The organism is Nonomuraea sp. H19, assembly GCF_052068215.1.
Classification (GTDB): domain Bacteria; phylum Actinomycetota; class Actinomycetes; order Streptosporangiales; family Streptosporangiaceae; genus Nonomuraea.
In genome coordinates, this window is the sequence record NZ_JBQHCV010000003.1 from 216,887 (window position 1) to 232,716 (window position 15,830).

The following is a 15,830-nucleotide window of genomic DNA, read 5'->3' on the forward strand; positions in this document are numbered from 1 at the left end:
GCACGCTCAACCACCCGAGTTGAGCTGGGACTCGGCGTCGAACCCGGCAAGCTGTAACAGCGTCTCCAGCGCCGCCTGCCTGACCTCCTCGACCGAGTCACCCCGCTCGCCGAAACACTCGGCGGCCACGTCGAGCAGCGCCGCGACGACCGCGGCGTCGGGATAGGGCACATCCACCAGCACCGTCCCGTCGTCCCCCTCCGCTCCTGCCGCATCCACATGAAGTCTCAGCAGCCGCCGGGTCTCCTCGGCCACAGCCACCCCAAGCACCGCGGCCCGCTCGAATCGCTCAGAAGCAATCACGTCACCCTCCAGTCGCACAGGTGTTCGGTAATAGAAAGTAGACGGCGGCACCGACAAAACCCGTACGCCCGCGAGGACCCATGCGTCCACTCCGCGCGATCGCCGGCCCGGCTGGCTACGCTCGAACGGTGTACGACTTGATCATCCATGCCGACGACCTCACGGTCGAGCTCGGCGGCAACCCCGTGCTGCAGGGAATGGAGCTGACCGTGACCCCCGGCGAGATCGTCGCGGTGGTCGGCCCGAACGGTTCCGGCAAGTCCACCCTGCTGCGCTGCCTGGCCGGACTCCAGCCCGCCACCTCCGGCGAGGTCCGGGTCTTCGGAGAGCCGCCCGCCGACGACACCGCCTTCTGGCGCCGCGTCGCGCTCCTGATCGACGAACCCGCCTGGTATCCGGGCCTGACCGCACGCGAGCACCTGGAGCTGATGGCCGCCGTATATCCGCAGGCTCGCCTGACGGTCGAGGCGGCGCTGGAGGTGTTCTCCCTGGGCGAGCGGGCCGACGCGGCGCCGCTGAACCTGTCCACGGGGCAGCGCCAGCGCCTCTCGCTGGCCGCCGCGCTGCTCAGGCCGAGCACGTTGCTGCTGCTCGACGAGCCGGAACGCGGCCTGGACGCCGACTTCCGGGTACGCCTGGCAGACCTGTTCGACGACTACACGAACGAGGGCGGCACCGTGGTCACGGCCACGCACGACCCGGGTCTGGCCGCCCGCGCCCGCCAGATCTCGCCATCAGGGGTGGTCGCATGAGCCTCCGGCCCGCCGCGGCCCGCCCCACGAGCTTCAGGGCGCGCATCACCGGAACGCCCTCCATCAGCCGGCACGTCGGCCTGACGAGCAGCGGGATCGGGGCAGAGGCATGACCGGGTCCGAGGCCGGCGTGCGTTCGGTGCGGGCGTTCGTGCGCTCTCGCGGCCGGGCCGCCCGATCAAACTCAACCATGCTCGATCGTTACATCACCGGCTTCTGTGTGGTGATGGTCCTCGCCGTGGCCGGCCGACCCGTGTCCGGCGTGCTGGCGGAGCTGGCCGGTCCGGTCGATCCGGCGCGCATGAGTGCGGGGGCGGCGCTGGTCGCGCTCGCGCTGGCCGGTTTCCTGGCCGCGGCCCGCGCCGCCGGGCCCGTGGTGCTGTCCCCCGCCGACGCGTCCTGGCTGCTGCTCTCGCCGCTGAACCGGCGGCATCTGCTCGGACGTGCCGGTCGGACGTTGCTCATGGTCGCGGTGGCCGCGGGCGCGGTGCTCGGCCTGGGGGCGCTGGCCGTGCTCGGCGCGCCCGATCAGCTCGTGTGGCGGCTGCTCGGCGCGCTCGCGCTGGGCGTGTCGGCGAGCGTGGCGGCGATGGCGCTGGCGGTGCTCGCGCAGGCGTCCCAGTCATGGCAGGTCTGGCTGACGGCCGCGCTGGTCGCGCTGCTGGTGCTGGCGGCGGTGGCGGTGAGCGGCCAGGCCCGTACGGTGCTGGCCATCGCCGCGAGCGCGCCCCTCCAGGCGGTGACGGCCGCCGCCTCCGCCGCCGCCGTGGTCGCGGCCCTGCTGGTCCGGCAGGCGTCGGCAGCGCTCGACAGGATCCCCGCCCGCGACATCCTGACGACCTCGACCCGGGCGGGACACGCGGCGAACGCGGCCGTCGGCCTCGACCCCGGCGCGCTCACCTGGATCGCCGAGGACAACCACTGGCGGGCCAGGAAGCTCGCCTCGCGACAGTGGCCGCCGCTGCCCGCGCCCCTGGCGCCGGCCTGGCAGGATTGGCGCCGGCTGGCCCGCAGGCCGGGGCGCTTGGCGACGCTGTTCGCGATGGCCGCGCTGCCCGCCGTGCTGGCTCAGGCGGGCGGCGCTCCGGCGCTGCTCGGGGCGGCGCTGCTGGCGGGAGGGCTGGCCGTGGCGGCCGCGAGCGCGTCGGGCGCCCGCCGGGACCGCGACAACCCCGCGCTGGCCCGGCTGATCGGCGTGGGTCACCGCCCGGTGCTGGCGGCCCGCGCGGTGCTGCCGGCGCTGCTCAGCGGCGCCTGGACAGCCGTGGCACTGGGCGCCCTGACCCTGACCGGTGGCGCTGTACGCGACGCGGCAGCAGCGGGTGGGGCGGGATTCGGCGCGTGGGGGTGGCTGTTCGGGTTGCTGGCCGCTCCCGCGCTGGCCGCCGGCGCCCTGCGGATGGCTCGGCGGGGCCCGATCGACCACTCGCTGCCGGTCATCGACACACCGGGCGGCGCGATCCCGACCGGGCCGCTGATCTGGGCGGCCACCGGCGTGGACCTGGCGCTGATCGGGTGCCTGCCCGCCGCGGCGGCATGGGCGCTCCAGCCGGCCGAGCCGGGCGCGTTCCTGGCGGCCCAGGCCGTGCTCGGCGTGGCGGCGCTGGGGGGTTACGTGTGGCGGGCGCGCACGTCCGAGTGAACCCATCGGCGGGGGCTGCCGATTTCGCCTTCAGGCGACGTACACGTCGCTCGGTACGCCCCCGTACGGGATCGTGCGGTCCTTCCGCATCCCCACCCGCTCCGCCACCCTCCGTGACGGCACGTTGACGTCGCGGATCACGGCCACGATCGTCCCCAAACCCTTGCCGAGGCGCAGTGCCGCCTCGGCAAGCTCCAGGGCGTACCCCTGGCCCCACGCCGACGGCCGGAAGCGGTAGTAGAGGTTGAGCACCTCGTTCCCGTCGAGGACGCTGTGGCGCAGCCCGCCGAAGCCGAGCACCTGCGGCTCTCCCAGGGGCCGCGCCGCCCAGTAGCCGAGCCCGCGCTCGTCCCAGTCGGCCAGCCACAGATCCAGCATGGCCCGGCTCGACTCCAGGCCGAGCGTGGGACCGGCGGGGTTGTACACGTTCGTACGGGGATCGGAGTGAATCTCGTGGACGGAGGCAAGATCGTGGACCGTGACCCGGTATAGGAGCATCCGCGCCGTCTGCACCACTTCCATGCATTCAGGCTATCGATACCGCTTGAAAGGCGACACGAAGTGAACCCCTGAACGCTACTTCTTCTTGTCGCCGCCGGAGTCGGTGGACAGTGCGGCGACGAAGGCCTCCTGGGGCACCTCGACGCGCCCGACCATCTTCATCCGCTTCTTGCCTTCCTTCTGCTTCTCCAGCAGCTTGCGCTTGCGGGAGATGTCGCCGCCGTAGCACTTGGCGAGGACGTCCTTGCGGATGGCGCGGATGTTCTCGCGGGCGATGACCCTGGCCCCGATGGCGGCCTGGATCGGCACCTCGAACTGCTGCCTCGGGATCAGCTCGCGCAGCTTCTTCGCCATGTCCACGCCGTACGTGTAGGCCTTGTCCTTGTGCACGATCGCGCTGAAGGCGTCGACGGGCTCGCCCTGCAGCAGGATGTCCACCTTGACCAGCTCGGACTCCAGCTCCCCCGCCGGCTCGTAGTCGAGCGAGGCGTAACCACGGGTGCGCGACTTGAGCTGGTCGAAGAAGTCGAAGATGATCTCGCCGAGCGGCAGCGTGTAGCGGATCTCGACGCGGTCCTCCGACAGGTAGTCCATGCCGAGGAGCTGCCCGCGCCGCCCTTGGCAGATCTCCATGATGGCGCCGATGAACTCGGCCGGCGCCAGGATGGTGGACTTGGTGACCGGCTCGAAGACCTGCGCGATCTTGCCGCCGGTCGGGAACTCCGACGGGTTGGTGACCGTGAGCTCCTTGCCGTCCTCCATGACGACGCGGTAGACGACGTTGGGCGCCGTCGAGATCAGCGACAGCCCGAACTCGCGCTCCAGCCGCTCGCGCACGATCTCCATGTGCAGCAGCCCGAGGAAGCCCACCCGGAACCCGAACCCGAGCGCGGCCGACGTCTCCGGCTCGTAGACCAGCGCGGCGTCGTTGAGCTGGAGCTTGTCGAGCGCCTCGCGCAGCTCCGGATATTCGTCGCCGTCGATCGGATAGAGCCCCGAGAACACCATCGGCTTCGGGTGCTCGTAACCGGCCAGCATCTCGCCGGCCGGCTTGGCCGCCGAGGTGACCGTGTCACCGACGCGCGACTGGCGCACGTCCTTCACACCGGTGATGAGGTAGCCCACCTCGCCGACGCCGAGACCGCGGTCGGAGACCTTGGGCTCGGGCGAGATGACGCCGATCTCCAGCGTCTCGTGGGTGGCCATGGTGGACATCATGAGGATGCGCTCGCGCTTGCCGAGATGCCCGTCGATGACCCGGACATACGTCACCACGCCGCGGTAGGTGTCGTAGACGGAGTCGAAGATCAGCGCCCGGGCGGCCGTGTCGGCGTTGCCGACCGGCGCGGGGACCGTCTGGACCACGTGGTCGAGCAGCTCGCGCACGCCCTCCCCGGTCTTGCCCGACACCCTGAGCACGTCGGAGGGCTCGCAGCCGATCAGCCCGGCCAGCTCCTCGGCGAACTTCTCCGGCTGCGCGGCAGGCAGGTCGATCTTGTTGAGGACCGGGATGATGTGCAGGTCGGCGTTCATGGCCAGGTAGAGGTTGGCCAGCGTCTGCGCCTCGATGCCCTGGGCCGCGTCGACCAGCAGGACCGCGCCCTCGCACGCCTGCAGCGACCGGGACACCTCGTAGGTGAAGTCGACGTGCCCGGGAGTGTCGATCATGTTGAGCACGTGACCGTCCCACGGCAGCCGAACGGCCTGCGACTTGATCGTGATGCCGCGCTCGCGCTCGATGTCCATCCTGTCGAGATATTGGGCGCGCATGGAGCGGTCGTCGACCACGCCGGTGATCTGCAGCATCCGGTCGGCAAGGGTCGACTTGCCGTGGTCGATATGCGCGATGATGCAGAAGTTGCGGATCAACGCGGGGTCGGTCTGGCCAGGCTGAGTGCGCACCGAAGTCCGTTTCGACAGGGTTGAGGTCAAGCGTCTTTCATGGTGACATGCCCGGGTGATTGCCCGAACCGTCATCCGCCGCGGCCTGCGCCTGGTCGCGCTTGCCTTGGTCATCGTGGCGGCGCTGGTCGGCCTCCTCGCCGCCGCGCTCCGCCTTCAGTTTACCGGTGCCCCAGCGGCCTGGGCGAAGAGCACAGGTAACGACGCCCTGTGGCTGGGCCACATGTGGGTGGACGGCCGCCGTACGGAGGGCGATGTCGAGCAGCTGGCCGTACGGTTGCGCGCCACGGGGATCAAGGACGTGTACGTCCACTCCGGCCCTTTCGAGTGGGACGGCAGCTTAGATCCCACTAAATACCCCAACGCGGGAAATTTCGTGAAGTGGATGCATAAGCACCTTCCCGCCGTCCGCGTCTCCGCCTGGCTCGGCCAGGCCGTCAAGAACGGCCTCGACCTCGACGACCCGAAGTCCCGCGAGAACGTCCTGGCCGGCGTCGCCGCCATCATGAAGCAGGGCTACGACGGCATCCACTACAACTTCGAGCCGATCGGCGACGGCGACACGGAATTCCTGGATCTGCTGGACAGGACCAGGCAGCACACGAAGCTTTTGTCCACCTCGGTCCCGCAGATCGAGCCGTACCTGGGAATGCGGCTGGCCGCGAGGGCGATCCTGAGCCACGACAAATACTGGTCCGAGGGCTACTTCCAGCAGGTCGTGCGCCGGGTCGACCAGGTCGCCATCATGACCTACGACTCCTTCACGCCCCTTCAGTCCCTCTACGGCGGCTATGTGGCCAGGCAGACCGGGCTGGCCCTGGACCTCGTCCCCGAGGAGAAGTCCGTGTTCATCGGCGCCCCGGCCTATCACGATCACGGCATCGCCTGGGCCGACAACGCCGAGAGCGTGGCGATGGCGGCCGAGGGCGCCCGCCTGGCCCTGTCGGACCACGGCCGCCGCGAGCGCTTCGGCCTGGCCTTGTACGTGGACTTCGCGGCCACCGAAGAGGACTGGCATGAGTACATGACCCGCTGGATGACCGTACACTGACGGAGAACAGACCCATGTGCCCAGGCTGTTGACTTGAGCAGCCGCCTGGATTATTTGGTAACCTGTTCAACTGCGTGTGGCGCGCCCTCTCTCGAGCCCGCGCGCCCCATCCATCACCCAGACCTTCACCGAGGCTTCTTCGTGGCGAACATCAAGTCCCAGATCAAGCGCAACAAGCAGAACGAGAAGGCTCGTCTGCGCAACAAGGCGGTCAAGTCCTCTCTGAAGACGGCCGTCCGCAAGTTCCGCGAGGCCGCCGAGCAGGGCGACGTCGCGCAGGCCGCAGCGCTGCAGCGGGCCGCGGCCCGCCAGCTCGACAAGGCCGTCAGCAAGGGCGTCATCCACAAGAACCAGGCCGCCAACCGCAAGTCCGCGATCGCCAAGCAGGCTGCGGCGCTGGCCGCCAAGTAAGCACTGCTTTCTAGAAACGCCGCACCCCCATAGGGTGCGGCGTTCTCGTTTTGTGCCAGTTTTTGTCACAGTTTCGATATCACACGGCCGTATCGGCTGCGTCACCGTTCCAGAGATCGTCTTGTTCTCGATCCGCCTCCTGCCAGACAGTGCTCTAAACGGGCGAAGGGGGAGGCATGCGGGGGCCGCTGGTCGTCAAAAGGGCGTTCAGTGAGCCGTTGCTCCTGCTGGCCGCGTTCGGCTCCATCCTTCTGGCCACGACCACGCTGGTCGCGCTGACCATGTACGCCTCCTCCATCGCCGACGCCGGTGTCCGCAGGACGATGGAGACGGCCCCGTACGACCAGACGGCCGCCACCGTCAGCGCCCCCGTCACCGCCGCGACCTTCCCCAAGTACGACCAGGCGGTACGCGCCGAGCTCACCAAGGCGTACACCAAGCCCCCGGCCGTCACCACCAGCTTCCGCTCCGACTCCTACGTCATGCCGGGCCAGGACGGCAAGGAACGGCCCGAGTTGCTCAGGTTCGGCAGCTACGACGGGCTCGACCGGCACGCCGAGCTCGTCTCCGGCGCCTGGCCGCGTCCCGGCGACGGCCCGGTCGAGGTCGCGATCTCGCTTTCGGCGGCCACGGCCACGGGGTTCGAGGTCGGCCGGGAGTTCACCACGAAGGGGCGGCTGGACCCGCGCCCGGTCCCGGTCCGCGTCGTCGGCGTCTTCCAGCTCGACGACCCGTCCGGCCCGCGCTGGACCGGCGAGCAGCTGCTCGGCCGGGGTGTCGAGCGCGGCGAGTTCACCACCTACGGGCCGCTGATGGTGGCCCGCGAGACGTTCATCGCGCGCTTCGCGACCAGCGTCAACGCCACCTGGACCGCGGTGCCGGAGCTGTCCGCCCTGACACCCGCCCAGCTCCGCCCGATGGCGGCGGCGATCGGCCAGGTGGGCGAGCGGCTCAAGGCCGGCGGCTGCCCGAACTGCGTGACCGCGAGCCGGCTGCCCGAGATCCTCACCCAGCTCGACACGGCGTCGCTGGTGGCCCGCTCCACCATGCTGATCCCGGTGCTGCAGCTGCTGTTGCTGGCCGCGTACGCGCTGATGCTGACCGCGCGGCTGCTGGCCGACCACCGGCGCATGGAGGTGGCGCTGCTGCGCTCGCGCGGCGCGGGCACCGCGCGCCTGGCCGTCCTGGCGGGGAGCGAGGCGCTGCTGGTGGCGCTCCCCTGCGCGGTCGCCGCGCCGTTCCTCGGCCCGCCGCTGCTCGCGCTGGTCAACGCGCTTCCGTGGATCAGGGCCTCAGGGGTGCGCCTGGCGCCGTCGGCCGATATTGGCACGTTCCTCGTGTCGTTCGGCGTGGCCCTGGCCGCGGCCGGGCTGCTGGTGCTTCCCGCACTGGCGGGTGCCCGGCGTACCTATGTGGAGGAGCAGTCGGCACGCGGCCGGAGCGGCGGGCGCGGGCTGATCGAGCGGGCGGGCGCCGACCTGGCGTTGCTGGTGGTGGCCGGGCTGGCGATCTGGCAGCTCCAGCGCTACGGCGCGCCGGTCACCGCGACGGCGGGGGGCGGGCTGGGCATCGACCCGCTCATCATCTCCGGGCCCGCGCTGGCCCTGCTCACGGGCGGCATGCTGGGGCTGCGGCTGGTACCGCGGGTCTCGAAGCTGGCCGAGCGGCTGACCTCCAGGCGGCCCACGCTGGCCCCCGCGCTGGGGGCGTGGCAGGTGAGCAGGCGGCCGCTCAAGTACGCCGGTCCGGCGCTGCTGCTGACCATGGCGATCGCGATCGGCGTCGTCTCCATGGCCACCGCCGCCACCTGGCGGGCCTCTCAGCTTGACCAGGCCCGCCACCAGGCCGGGGCCGACCTGCGCCTGTCGGGGGCGCCGGACGGGCCGGAGCTGGGGGCGTTCGGGCGCGGCACGGCGTTCGCGGCGCTGCCCGGCGTCACGGCGGCCTCCCCCGCCTTCCGCGGGCAGGCCGAGGTGAGCGGGGAGAACGCGATGCTGCTGAGCCTGGAGGCGAGCAAGCTCGAGAAGCTGTTCCTGCTGCGTCCCGATCTGTCGGCGCAGCCCGTCGCGGAGATGTCCCGGGCGCTGGCGGGAGGCCGGGCCGGCGAGCTGGAGCTGCCCGGGCGGCCGGTCACGCTCACCGTGCGGGCCGAGGCGGACGCGGCGGTGCCGGTGCGGCTGGTGCTGTCCGACGCACTGGGCGTCTGGCGCGACCTGCCGCTCGGCGTGCTGCGGGCGGGCGGCAACCGGATCGACGTGGATCTGCGGGCCCTGGCCGGGCGGAGCGGGAAGATCACGTACCCGCTGTCGCTGCGCGGGCTCGTCTCGGGCGCGCCGCAGGAAACGGCGAACGTGCGGCTGATCGGCCTGAGCGCCGACGGCCGCGAGGTGGCGGCGCCGGCGCTGTCGATGAAGGCAGCGGCCGAGCTCGGGCCGCTGCCCGTGGTGCTGACCGCCGACCTGGCCGCGGCGCTCAAGATGGGCGTGGGGCAGGTCGGACCGGCCAGCATCGACCGCCGGGTGCTCCAGGTCAAGGTCGTGGCCGTGGTGCACAGCATGCCGACGGCCGCCGCCGGGCAGCCGGCCGTGCTGGTCGATTGGGCGGCGCTGCAGGCGTACGAGCTGGCCGCGGCGCAGCCGCCCAGGCCCGCCACGGAGTGGTGGCTCGCCGCCGCCGACACCGCGGCGGCGCGGGCGGCGCTCAAGGGGCAGCCGGACGTCACCGTGATCGACCAGCGCGAGCTGGCGGCCACGCTGCAGGACGACCCGCTGGCCAGCGGCCTGCAGGGGGCGCTGATGCTGGGGTTCGGTGCGGCGCTGGTGTTCGCGGCGCTCGGGTTCCTGGTGAACGCGGCGGTCGCGGCGCGGGAGCGGCGGGCCGAGTTCGCGATCCTGCGGGCGCTCGGGGCGAGCTCCAGGCAGGTGTTCGGGCTGCTCGCGATCGAGCAGGCGTTCGTCATCGGGCTGTCGCTGGCGGCCGGCACCGGGCTCGCCGTGGCCGTCGGGGTGCTGGTGGTGCCGCACATCGTGCTGACCGGCCAGGCGTCGGCCGTCACGCCGGGCGTGGTCCTCGACATCCCGTGGGCGGCCACCGCCGCGATGCTGGTGCTGGTGGCCGCGGCGCTGTTCGCGATCGTGGCGGGGCTGGCCCGCCACCTGCGGCGCGGGCAGATCTTGGAGGATCGGTGAGGATCTGGCTGCCGGCCCGGGTGCACGCGGGCACGCTGGTCGTGCTCTTCGCGTTGACCGCGGTCGCCTGCCTGCTCGTCGCGGGGCTGCCCAGGGCGACGCAGGCGTCGTTCGACGAGGCGCTGCGCCGGTCGCTGGGCGCCGCCCCCGCCGTGCAGGCCGATCTCACCGTGGCCGCGCAGCGGCACCTGCGCACACGCGGCGAGTTCGACGACTTCGACCGCCGCTGGCGCCGGATCGTGCCGCCGGCGCTGCGCCCGCTGCTCGCAGCCACCGGCCACATGAGCGTCAAGACCACTCTCACGCCGGTCACGGGGACCGGCGGCAAGACGTACATCAACCTCGGCTGGCTGTCCGACGCCGGCCGGTACGTGGAGTGGGTGCGGGGACGGGCGCCCGGCAAACCGTCCACGGCGCGCCACGAGGGCGAGACGATCCCGCTGTTCGAGGTCGGCGTCACGGAAGAGGCCCTGAGCGCGATGAACCTCAGAGTCGGCCAGGTCACGACGCTCGGCGAGAGCGACTACGTCGCCGTGAAGATCGTCGGCGCCTTCACGGCCAAGGACCCCCGCGACCGCTACTGGAGCCACCACGCCGACGTCCTGCACGTCACCCGGCTGCAGCCGCCCGGCGAGCTGGACTTCGAGTTCCACACCACGACGCTGATGTCCGACGAAGGGCTGGCCGCGCTCACCGGCGAGGGACGCAACATGTCCTCCCGCTGGGTCCTGCCGGTCGACGCCCGGTTCGCGAGCGCTCTGGCCGTCTCCGACGCCGACGCGGCCGTCGCCGACTTCGGACGGCTGGTGCAGTTGCAGGGCGGCGTTCTGGACACCGGGCTGCCCAAGCTGCTCGACGACTTCCGCGCCGCGCTCGCCACCGCGCAGACGGTGATGTACCTGGTGCTCGGCGGGCTGCTGGCGGTCGCGCTCGGCGTGATCGCGCTCGGCGTGCGGCTGCTGGCCGACCGGATGGATCATGCGCTGGCGCTGGCGCGGGCGCGCGGCGGGTCGCTGCTCCAGGTGGCGGGCGCCGGAGCGGCGCTGACCGGGCTGGCGGTGGCGCCCGCCGCCCTGGCCGGGTACGCGCTGTCGTACCTCGTGCCGGGGCCCGTGCTCCCGGTCGTGCACCTCGGGCCGGCGCTCGTGGTGGTCACGGCGGTGGGGTTCGCGGCGGCGCGGCTGGCGGGCACGCACCGCACTCCGCTGCACGAGCGCCGCGACGACGTGGCCACCACCCGGTCCTCGGCCCGCCGGGTCACGCTGGAGGTGCTGGTCGTCGTGCTCGCGCTGGCGGGGGCGTACCTGCTGCGGGCCCGCGGGGCAGGGCAGGATCCGTTCCTGCTGCTGGTGCCGGTCGCGCTGACGCTGGCCGCGGCGCTGATCGTCTTGCGCTGCTACCCCTACCCGCTGCGGCTGCTGGTACGGCTGGCCGCGCGGGGGCGGGCGGCGGTGCCGTTCCTGGGGCTGACCAGGGCGGCCAGGGCGAGCTCCGCCAGCGCGCTGCCGGTGCTGATCCTGCTGCCCGCCCTGGCCGTGTCGGTGTTCGCGGCAGTGATCTCCGACGGGATCACGAGCACCCAGCGGGTGGCGTCCTGGCAGCGGGTGGGCGCGCCGATCAAGCTGACCTCGCCGATCGAGATCCCGGCCGACGCGATCGAGCGGGTGCGCGCGGCGCCCGGAGTGGAGCAGGTGGTGCTCGCGCAGACCGGCCGGGTGCAGGTCGGGCACACCACCGAACGCGCCGAGGCCATCGCGGTGGACGTGGCGCAGTGGCGGCAGATCATGGACGGCGCGCCGGTCGGCCTGCCCGCGCTGTCCGGCGGCGCGTCCGCGCTGGTCTCGCCGGAGCTGCGGGGACGGGGAACGTTCGAGATCGGGTGGCAATCGCGGGTGACACTGACCACGCAGGGCGTGATCGACTCGGTGCCCGGGTTCTACACGAGGGGCAAGTTCATGGTCATACCTCTGACCGTGCTGATCCGGCCCGCGGTGAACACGTTGCTGATCAAGGGCGATGCCTCGCTCGCCGAGCTGGCGCGCCTGGTGCCGTCGGCCACCACGGAGTCGCAGGAGGGGGCGTTGGCCACCATCCAGGACGATCCGCTCACCAGCGCGGTCCGCTCGACGCTGGTCGTGGTGACGGTCGCGCTGGGGCTGTACGCGCTGGTCGCCGTGATCCTTTCGCTGGTCATCGGGGCGGCGGGGCGGGCCGACGCGATCGCGTTCCTGCGCACGCTGGGGCTCTCCGACCGGCAGGCGCAGCGGCTGACCGTGCTGGAGGTCCTGCCCATGATCCTGGTCACCGCGCTGGCCGGGCTCGGGCTGGGGCTCGGCCTGCCGGCCGCGCTCGGGCCCGGCGTGGACCTGTCGTCGTACGCCGGGGACCTGCCCGTCGGCGACTACTCGCTCGACCTGCTCACGCCGAGCGCGCTGGCGGGCGGGCTCACCGTCGCCGCCGTGCTCGGCGCGTACGCGCACACCGCCATCGGCCGCCGCCGCAACCTCGGCGCGGCCCTGCGAGTGGGAGATCTGTGATGAACCCGACCCTGTCCGAGCTGGAAGCCAAGGCCGCGCGGAAGAAGGCCGCGTTCGGCGGTGACGCGCACATCGTGTGCGACAACCTCGTACGCATCTACAAGACCGAGGGCGTCGAGGTCGTCGCGTTGCAGGGGCTGGACCTGGTGATCGACAAGGGCGAGCTGGTGGCCATCGTCGGCGCGTCCGGGTCGGGCAAGTCGACGCTGCTCAACGTGCTGTCCGGGCTGGACGTGCCCACGGCGGGGGTGGCCAGGGTGGCGGGCATGGACCTGCTGTCGATGAGCCCCAAGGACCGGCTGCGGTATCGGCGGTCGGTGGTCGGGTTCATCTGGCAGCAGACGGCGCGGAACCTGCTTCCCTACCTGACCGCCCGCGAGAACGTCGAGTTGCCCATGAAGCTGGCGGGCACCGCGCGGAAGGGGCGGGCGGACGAGCTGCTGGAGCTGCTGGGGGTCGGCGCCTGCGCCCAGCTCAAGATCGCCGAAATGTCGGGCGGTGAGCAGCAGCGCGTCGCCATCGGCGTCGCGCTGGCCAACTCCCCGCAGCTGATCCTGGCCGACGAACCGACGGGCGAGCTGGACAGTGAGACGTCGGAGCTGGTGTTCGACGCTCTGCGCAAGGCCAACAGGGAGCTGGGGGTGACCGTGGTCATCGTGACGCACGATCCGATGGTGTCGGAGCAGGTGGACCGGACGGTGGGCATTCGCGACGGGCGTACCAGCAGCGAGACGCTGCGGCGCGAAGACTCCGAGGGGCAGCTCATCGCCGAGGAGTACGCCGTGCTCGACCGGGTGGGGCGGCTGCAGCTCCCCCGCGACTTCATGAACGCCCTCCATCTGGAGCGCCGGGTGCGCCTGGAGCTCGAATCCGACCACATCGGCGTGTGGCCCGCCCGCGAGGAGCCGTCGAATGACTGATTCGCCCCTGCTCGTGGTGGAAGGCCTGCGCAAGGTTTACCGGACCGGGCCCAAGGAGGTCGTCGCGCTGCGCGAGGTGTCGTTCTCGGTGTTCCCGGGAGAACTGGTCGCCGTCAGGGGACGGTCCGGGTCGGGCAAGACCACGCTGCTCAACCAGATCGGCGGCCTGGACCGGCCGGACGCGGGGCGGGTGGTCGTGTCCGGGCACGAGGTCACGGCGATGTCCGAGGAGGCTCTGCTGGAGCTGCGCAGGGACGTGGTCGGGTTCGTGTTCCAGTCGTTCGGGCTGATCCCCGTGCTGTCGGCGGCCGAGAACGTGGGGGTGCCGATGCGGCTGGTGCGGACGCCGGTGGAGGAACGCGAGGCGCGGATCCGCATGCTGCTGGCCCTGGTGGGGCTGGAGCAGCATGCCAACCAGCGGCCGTACGAGCTGTCCGGCGGGCAGCGGCAGCGGGTGGCGATCGCCAGGTCGCTGGCGAACCGGCCGCGGCTGCTCGTCGCCGACGAGCCGACCGGGCAACTGGACTCGCAGACCGGACGGCAGATCATGGAGCTGCTGCGGGCCCTCGTACGGAGTGAGGGGGTCACGGCCCTGGTCGCCACCCACGACCCGAGCCTGATCACGCTGGCGGACCGAGTGCTGGAGATCAGCGACGGCGTGGTGCGCGAGGCGGCCCTGACGTGAGGACGCCGGCCAGGTTGGCGGCCGCGACCAGCACGCCGCCGGTCACCATCAGCGCCGTCACCCCGGTCACGCCCGCCAGCGGCGCCGCCACCGCCAGGCCGAACGGCCGCGAGGCGAACGAGATGAGCTGATCGAACGACCGCACCCGGCCCAGCGCGCCCTCGGGGATCTCCTCGGCCACGATCGTCTCCCACAGGGGGCTGAGCAGCCCCAGCCCGAACATCGCCACGAAGTACGCCCCCGCCACCACCGCGGCAGGCGCCGGGATGGCCAGCGCCATCATGGGCAGCAAATAGCACGCGGCGCCGGCCTGCATCACGGCCAGCGGCCTGCGGATCGGCAGCCTGGGGGCGGCGAACACGCCCGCGAGCAGGCCCACTGTCCCGCTCTGCACGATGATCACCCAGGTCGCCTCGCCGCCCAGCTCGTTGACGGCCGTCAGCGGCCCCAGCGTGAGGAACAGCCCGGCCATGAAGTGCCAGACGCCATGGCCGAGCACGCAGGCCAGGAACCACGGCCGCGTCCTCACCTCACGCCACCCTTCACCCAGCTCCCTGCGAAAGGACCCGCTGCGTTGGGGGTGCGGCCGCTCGTGCTCGCCGCATTCGGTGTGCTGCCCTTCGCACACGCCACACTCTGTGTCCGGCCGCTCGTGCGCGGTGGGCGCGGTGGGCGCGGTGGCGAGCGCGATGCTCGGCCGCTTTGACGTGCGGATCCCTCCGAGGGTCAGTGCCGAGCAGGCGAACAACGCGGCCGTGAGCGCCGCCGCCCACCCCGGGTCGGCGGCCAGCGTGACCGTGCCGGCGAGCGCCGGGGCGATCACCGCGGACAGACTCGTCGCAACGCCGATGCGCGCGTTCATTCGCAGCCGCTCCTCACCCGGCACCACGGCCACCACCAACCTGGGCACGGCGGGGCTGCCGAACGCGATGGCCACCCCCGCAACGGCCGACAGCACCGCCAGATCGAGGACCCGGTGCAGCCCGAGCAGCAGTTCGGCGGCCATCGCGGCCTGCGACAGGCACCGGATCAGATCGGCGGACAACGCGACCCGCTCGGGCCTGAGCCGGTCGGCCAGCACACCCCCAACGGGCAAGAGCAACAGAAGCGGGACCATCTCGGCGGCCAGCACGATGCCGAGCGCCTCACCCGACCCCGTTGCGCGGAGTACGGCCAAGGTCAGGGTCGTGGGAATCAGGGCAGTGGCAAGCGCGGACAGGCAACGGCCGATCAGCAACCGGTTCTTCATGGAGCGCGACAGTATTTCGCCAGCGTATGTTTCGTCAACAAAATACTTGCTAGCGTATGATCCGTGAAATGGAGGACTCGGTCGATCGCCATCTGGCCCGCTGGCGCGGCAAGGCGCCCTTCGACGAGCGGGTGGAGGGGATCGTCACGCGCATGCAGTCCCTGGTGAAGCACCTGACGCAGGCGAAGGAGGCGGCGCTGGCGCAGGTGGGAATGCAGGACTTCGAGTTCCAGACCCTGCACCGGCTGGCGGCGCACGACGGGATGGCGACGCCGTCGGAGTTGGCGGCCGAGCTGCTGCTCTCGCCTGCCGGGATGACCGGGCGGCTGGACACGCTGGAGAAGTCGGGACTGGTGCGGCGGGTGCGCAGCACGGAGGACCGGCGGCGGGTGGACATCGAGCTCACGCCGAAAGGACGCGATCTGTGGATGGACGCGATGGACATCCTGGCGGTGCTGGAGAAATCCATGGTGAGCGCCCTCGGCCCCGAGGACCAAAAGTTCCTGGACGACATCCTGAAGCGTCTCCTGCTGCAGGTGGAATCACACCGCTGACCCGCTCCCCGGTCAAGCGGTACGGCCGCCGATCACCTGAGGTACGGCCGGCTACGCCCGGGGACACCCTTCGGTTCCCCGCCCCGCATGAGGGGGGTGGGTGCGCACCGCGATGCTGGATCGACGCGACTTTGC

Annotated in this window: 13 protein-coding genes; 9 read left to right on the forward strand and 4 right to left on the reverse strand. The window is 71.7% G+C overall.

Annotated elements, in window-relative coordinates; genetic code table 11:
* Positions 1-6 precede the first annotated feature (6 nt).
* Positions 7-303: a hypothetical protein gene (locus tag ACTMTI_RS07730; protein ID WP_441119122.1), complete on the reverse strand. Its 297-nt coding sequence runs from the start codon at positions 301-303 to the stop codon at positions 7-9.
* Between the two features lie 128 nt (positions 304-431).
* Between ACTMTI_RS07730 and ccmA the strand changes: the two genes are divergently transcribed.
* Together ccmA and ACTMTI_RS07740 are read left to right on the forward strand one after the other, a co-directional pair.
* A complete protein-coding gene (gene ccmA, locus ACTMTI_RS07735; RefSeq protein ID WP_441119123.1) occupies positions 432-1,055 on the forward strand; it encodes a heme ABC exporter ATP-binding protein CcmA in 624 nt (207 codons plus the stop codon).
* A gap of 190 nt (positions 1,056-1,245) precedes the next feature.
* Positions 1,246-2,697 (forward strand): DUF6297 family protein, encoded by a 1,452-nt coding sequence (locus ACTMTI_RS07740; RefSeq protein ID WP_441119124.1) that lies wholly within the window; start codon positions 1,246-1,248, stop codon positions 2,695-2,697.
* 30 nt (positions 2,698-2,727) lie between these two features.
* Here the strand turns inward: ACTMTI_RS07740 and ACTMTI_RS07745 are convergent, their stop codons facing one another.
* Positions 2,728-3,219 (reverse strand): GNAT family N-acetyltransferase, encoded by a 492-nt coding sequence (locus ACTMTI_RS07745; protein ID WP_441119126.1) that lies wholly within the window; start codon positions 3,217-3,219, stop codon positions 2,728-2,730.
* A 54-nt stretch (positions 3,220-3,273) separates the two neighbouring features.
* Positions 3,274-5,100, reverse strand: coding sequence for a translation elongation factor 4 (gene lepA / locus ACTMTI_RS07750; RefSeq protein ID WP_441119128.1), 1,827 nt, complete (start codon positions 5,098-5,100; stop codon positions 3,274-3,276).
* Positions 5,101-5,155: 55 nt separating this feature from the next.
* Here lepA and ACTMTI_RS07755 point away from each other — a divergent pair, with 55 nt between their 5' ends.
* From ACTMTI_RS07755 to ACTMTI_RS07780, 6 genes are all read left to right on the forward strand, one after another.
* Positions 5,156-6,151 (forward strand): hypothetical protein, encoded by a 996-nt coding sequence (locus ACTMTI_RS07755; RefSeq protein ID WP_441119129.1) that lies wholly within the window; start codon positions 5,156-5,158, stop codon positions 6,149-6,151.
* Positions 6,152-6,292: 141 nt separating this feature from the next.
* The gene (gene rpsT / locus ACTMTI_RS07760) at positions 6,293-6,562 is read left to right on the forward strand and encodes a 30S ribosomal protein S20 (protein WP_441119130.1); all 270 of its coding nucleotides are present in this window, start codon (positions 6,293-6,295) and stop codon (positions 6,560-6,562) included.
* Between the two features lie 176 nt (positions 6,563-6,738).
* Positions 6,739-9,750 (forward strand): FtsX-like permease family protein, encoded by a 3,012-nt coding sequence (locus ACTMTI_RS07765; RefSeq protein WP_441119132.1) that lies wholly within the window; start codon positions 6,739-6,741, stop codon positions 9,748-9,750.
* The gene (locus ACTMTI_RS07770) at positions 9,747-12,287 is read left to right on the forward strand and encodes an FtsX-like permease family protein (RefSeq protein ID WP_441119133.1); all 2,541 of its coding nucleotides are present in this window, start codon (positions 9,747-9,749) and stop codon (positions 12,285-12,287) included. Before ACTMTI_RS07765 ends, ACTMTI_RS07770 begins: the two co-directional genes overlap by 4 nt.
* Positions 12,287-13,207, forward strand: a complete 921-nt coding sequence (locus tag ACTMTI_RS07775; protein WP_441119134.1) for an ABC transporter ATP-binding protein — start codon at positions 12,287-12,289, stop codon at positions 13,205-13,207. The genes ACTMTI_RS07770 and ACTMTI_RS07775 overlap by 1 nt, the downstream gene beginning before the upstream one ends.
* On the forward strand, positions 13,200-13,892 hold the full coding sequence (locus ACTMTI_RS07780) for an ABC transporter ATP-binding protein (protein WP_441119135.1): 693 nt from the start codon (positions 13,200-13,202) through the stop codon (positions 13,890-13,892). Before ACTMTI_RS07775 ends, ACTMTI_RS07780 begins: the two co-directional genes overlap by 8 nt.
* On the opposite strand, the gene ACTMTI_RS07785 is transcribed toward ACTMTI_RS07780, so the two are convergent.
* Positions 13,855-15,141, reverse strand: a complete 1,287-nt coding sequence (locus ACTMTI_RS07785; RefSeq protein ID WP_441119137.1) for an MFS transporter — start codon at positions 15,139-15,141, stop codon at positions 13,855-13,857. The genes ACTMTI_RS07780 and ACTMTI_RS07785 overlap by 38 nt on opposite strands.
* 68 nt (positions 15,142-15,209) lie before the next feature.
* Here ACTMTI_RS07785 and ACTMTI_RS07790 point away from each other — a divergent pair, with 68 nt between their 5' ends.
* Positions 15,210-15,695 carry a MarR family winged helix-turn-helix transcriptional regulator gene (locus ACTMTI_RS07790; protein ID WP_441119139.1) on the forward strand — a complete coding sequence of 162 codons (486 nt, stop codon included), beginning with the start codon at positions 15,210-15,212 and terminating at the stop codon, positions 15,693-15,695.
* Positions 15,696-15,830: the final 135 nt, after the last annotated feature.

Excerpts from the sequence above, each read along its gene's own strand:
- ACTMTI_RS07775 (WP_441119134.1), top strand. The coding sequence starts at position 12,287 with ATGAACCCGACCCTGTCCGAGCTGGAAGCCAAGGCCGCGCGGAAGAAG.
- ACTMTI_RS07745 (WP_441119126.1), bottom strand. The coding sequence starts at position 3,219 with ATGGAAGTGGTGCAGACGGCGCGGATGCTCCTATACCGGGTCACGGTC.
- ACTMTI_RS07790 (WP_441119139.1), top strand. The coding sequence starts at position 15,210 with ATGGAGGACTCGGTCGATCGCCATCTGGCCCGCTGGCGCGGCAAGGCG.
- ACTMTI_RS07780 (WP_441119135.1), top strand. The coding sequence starts at position 13,200 with ATGACTGATTCGCCCCTGCTCGTGGTGGAAGGCCTGCGCAAGGTTTAC.
- ACTMTI_RS07740 (WP_441119124.1), top strand. The coding sequence starts at position 1,246 with ATGCTCGATCGTTACATCACCGGCTTCTGTGTGGTGATGGTCCTCGCC.
- ACTMTI_RS07765 (WP_441119132.1), top strand. The coding sequence starts at position 6,739 with ATGCGGGGGCCGCTGGTCGTCAAAAGGGCGTTCAGTGAGCCGTTGCTC.
- ACTMTI_RS07785 (WP_441119137.1), bottom strand. The coding sequence starts at position 15,141 with ATGAAGAACCGGTTGCTGATCGGCCGTTGCCTGTCCGCGCTTGCCACT.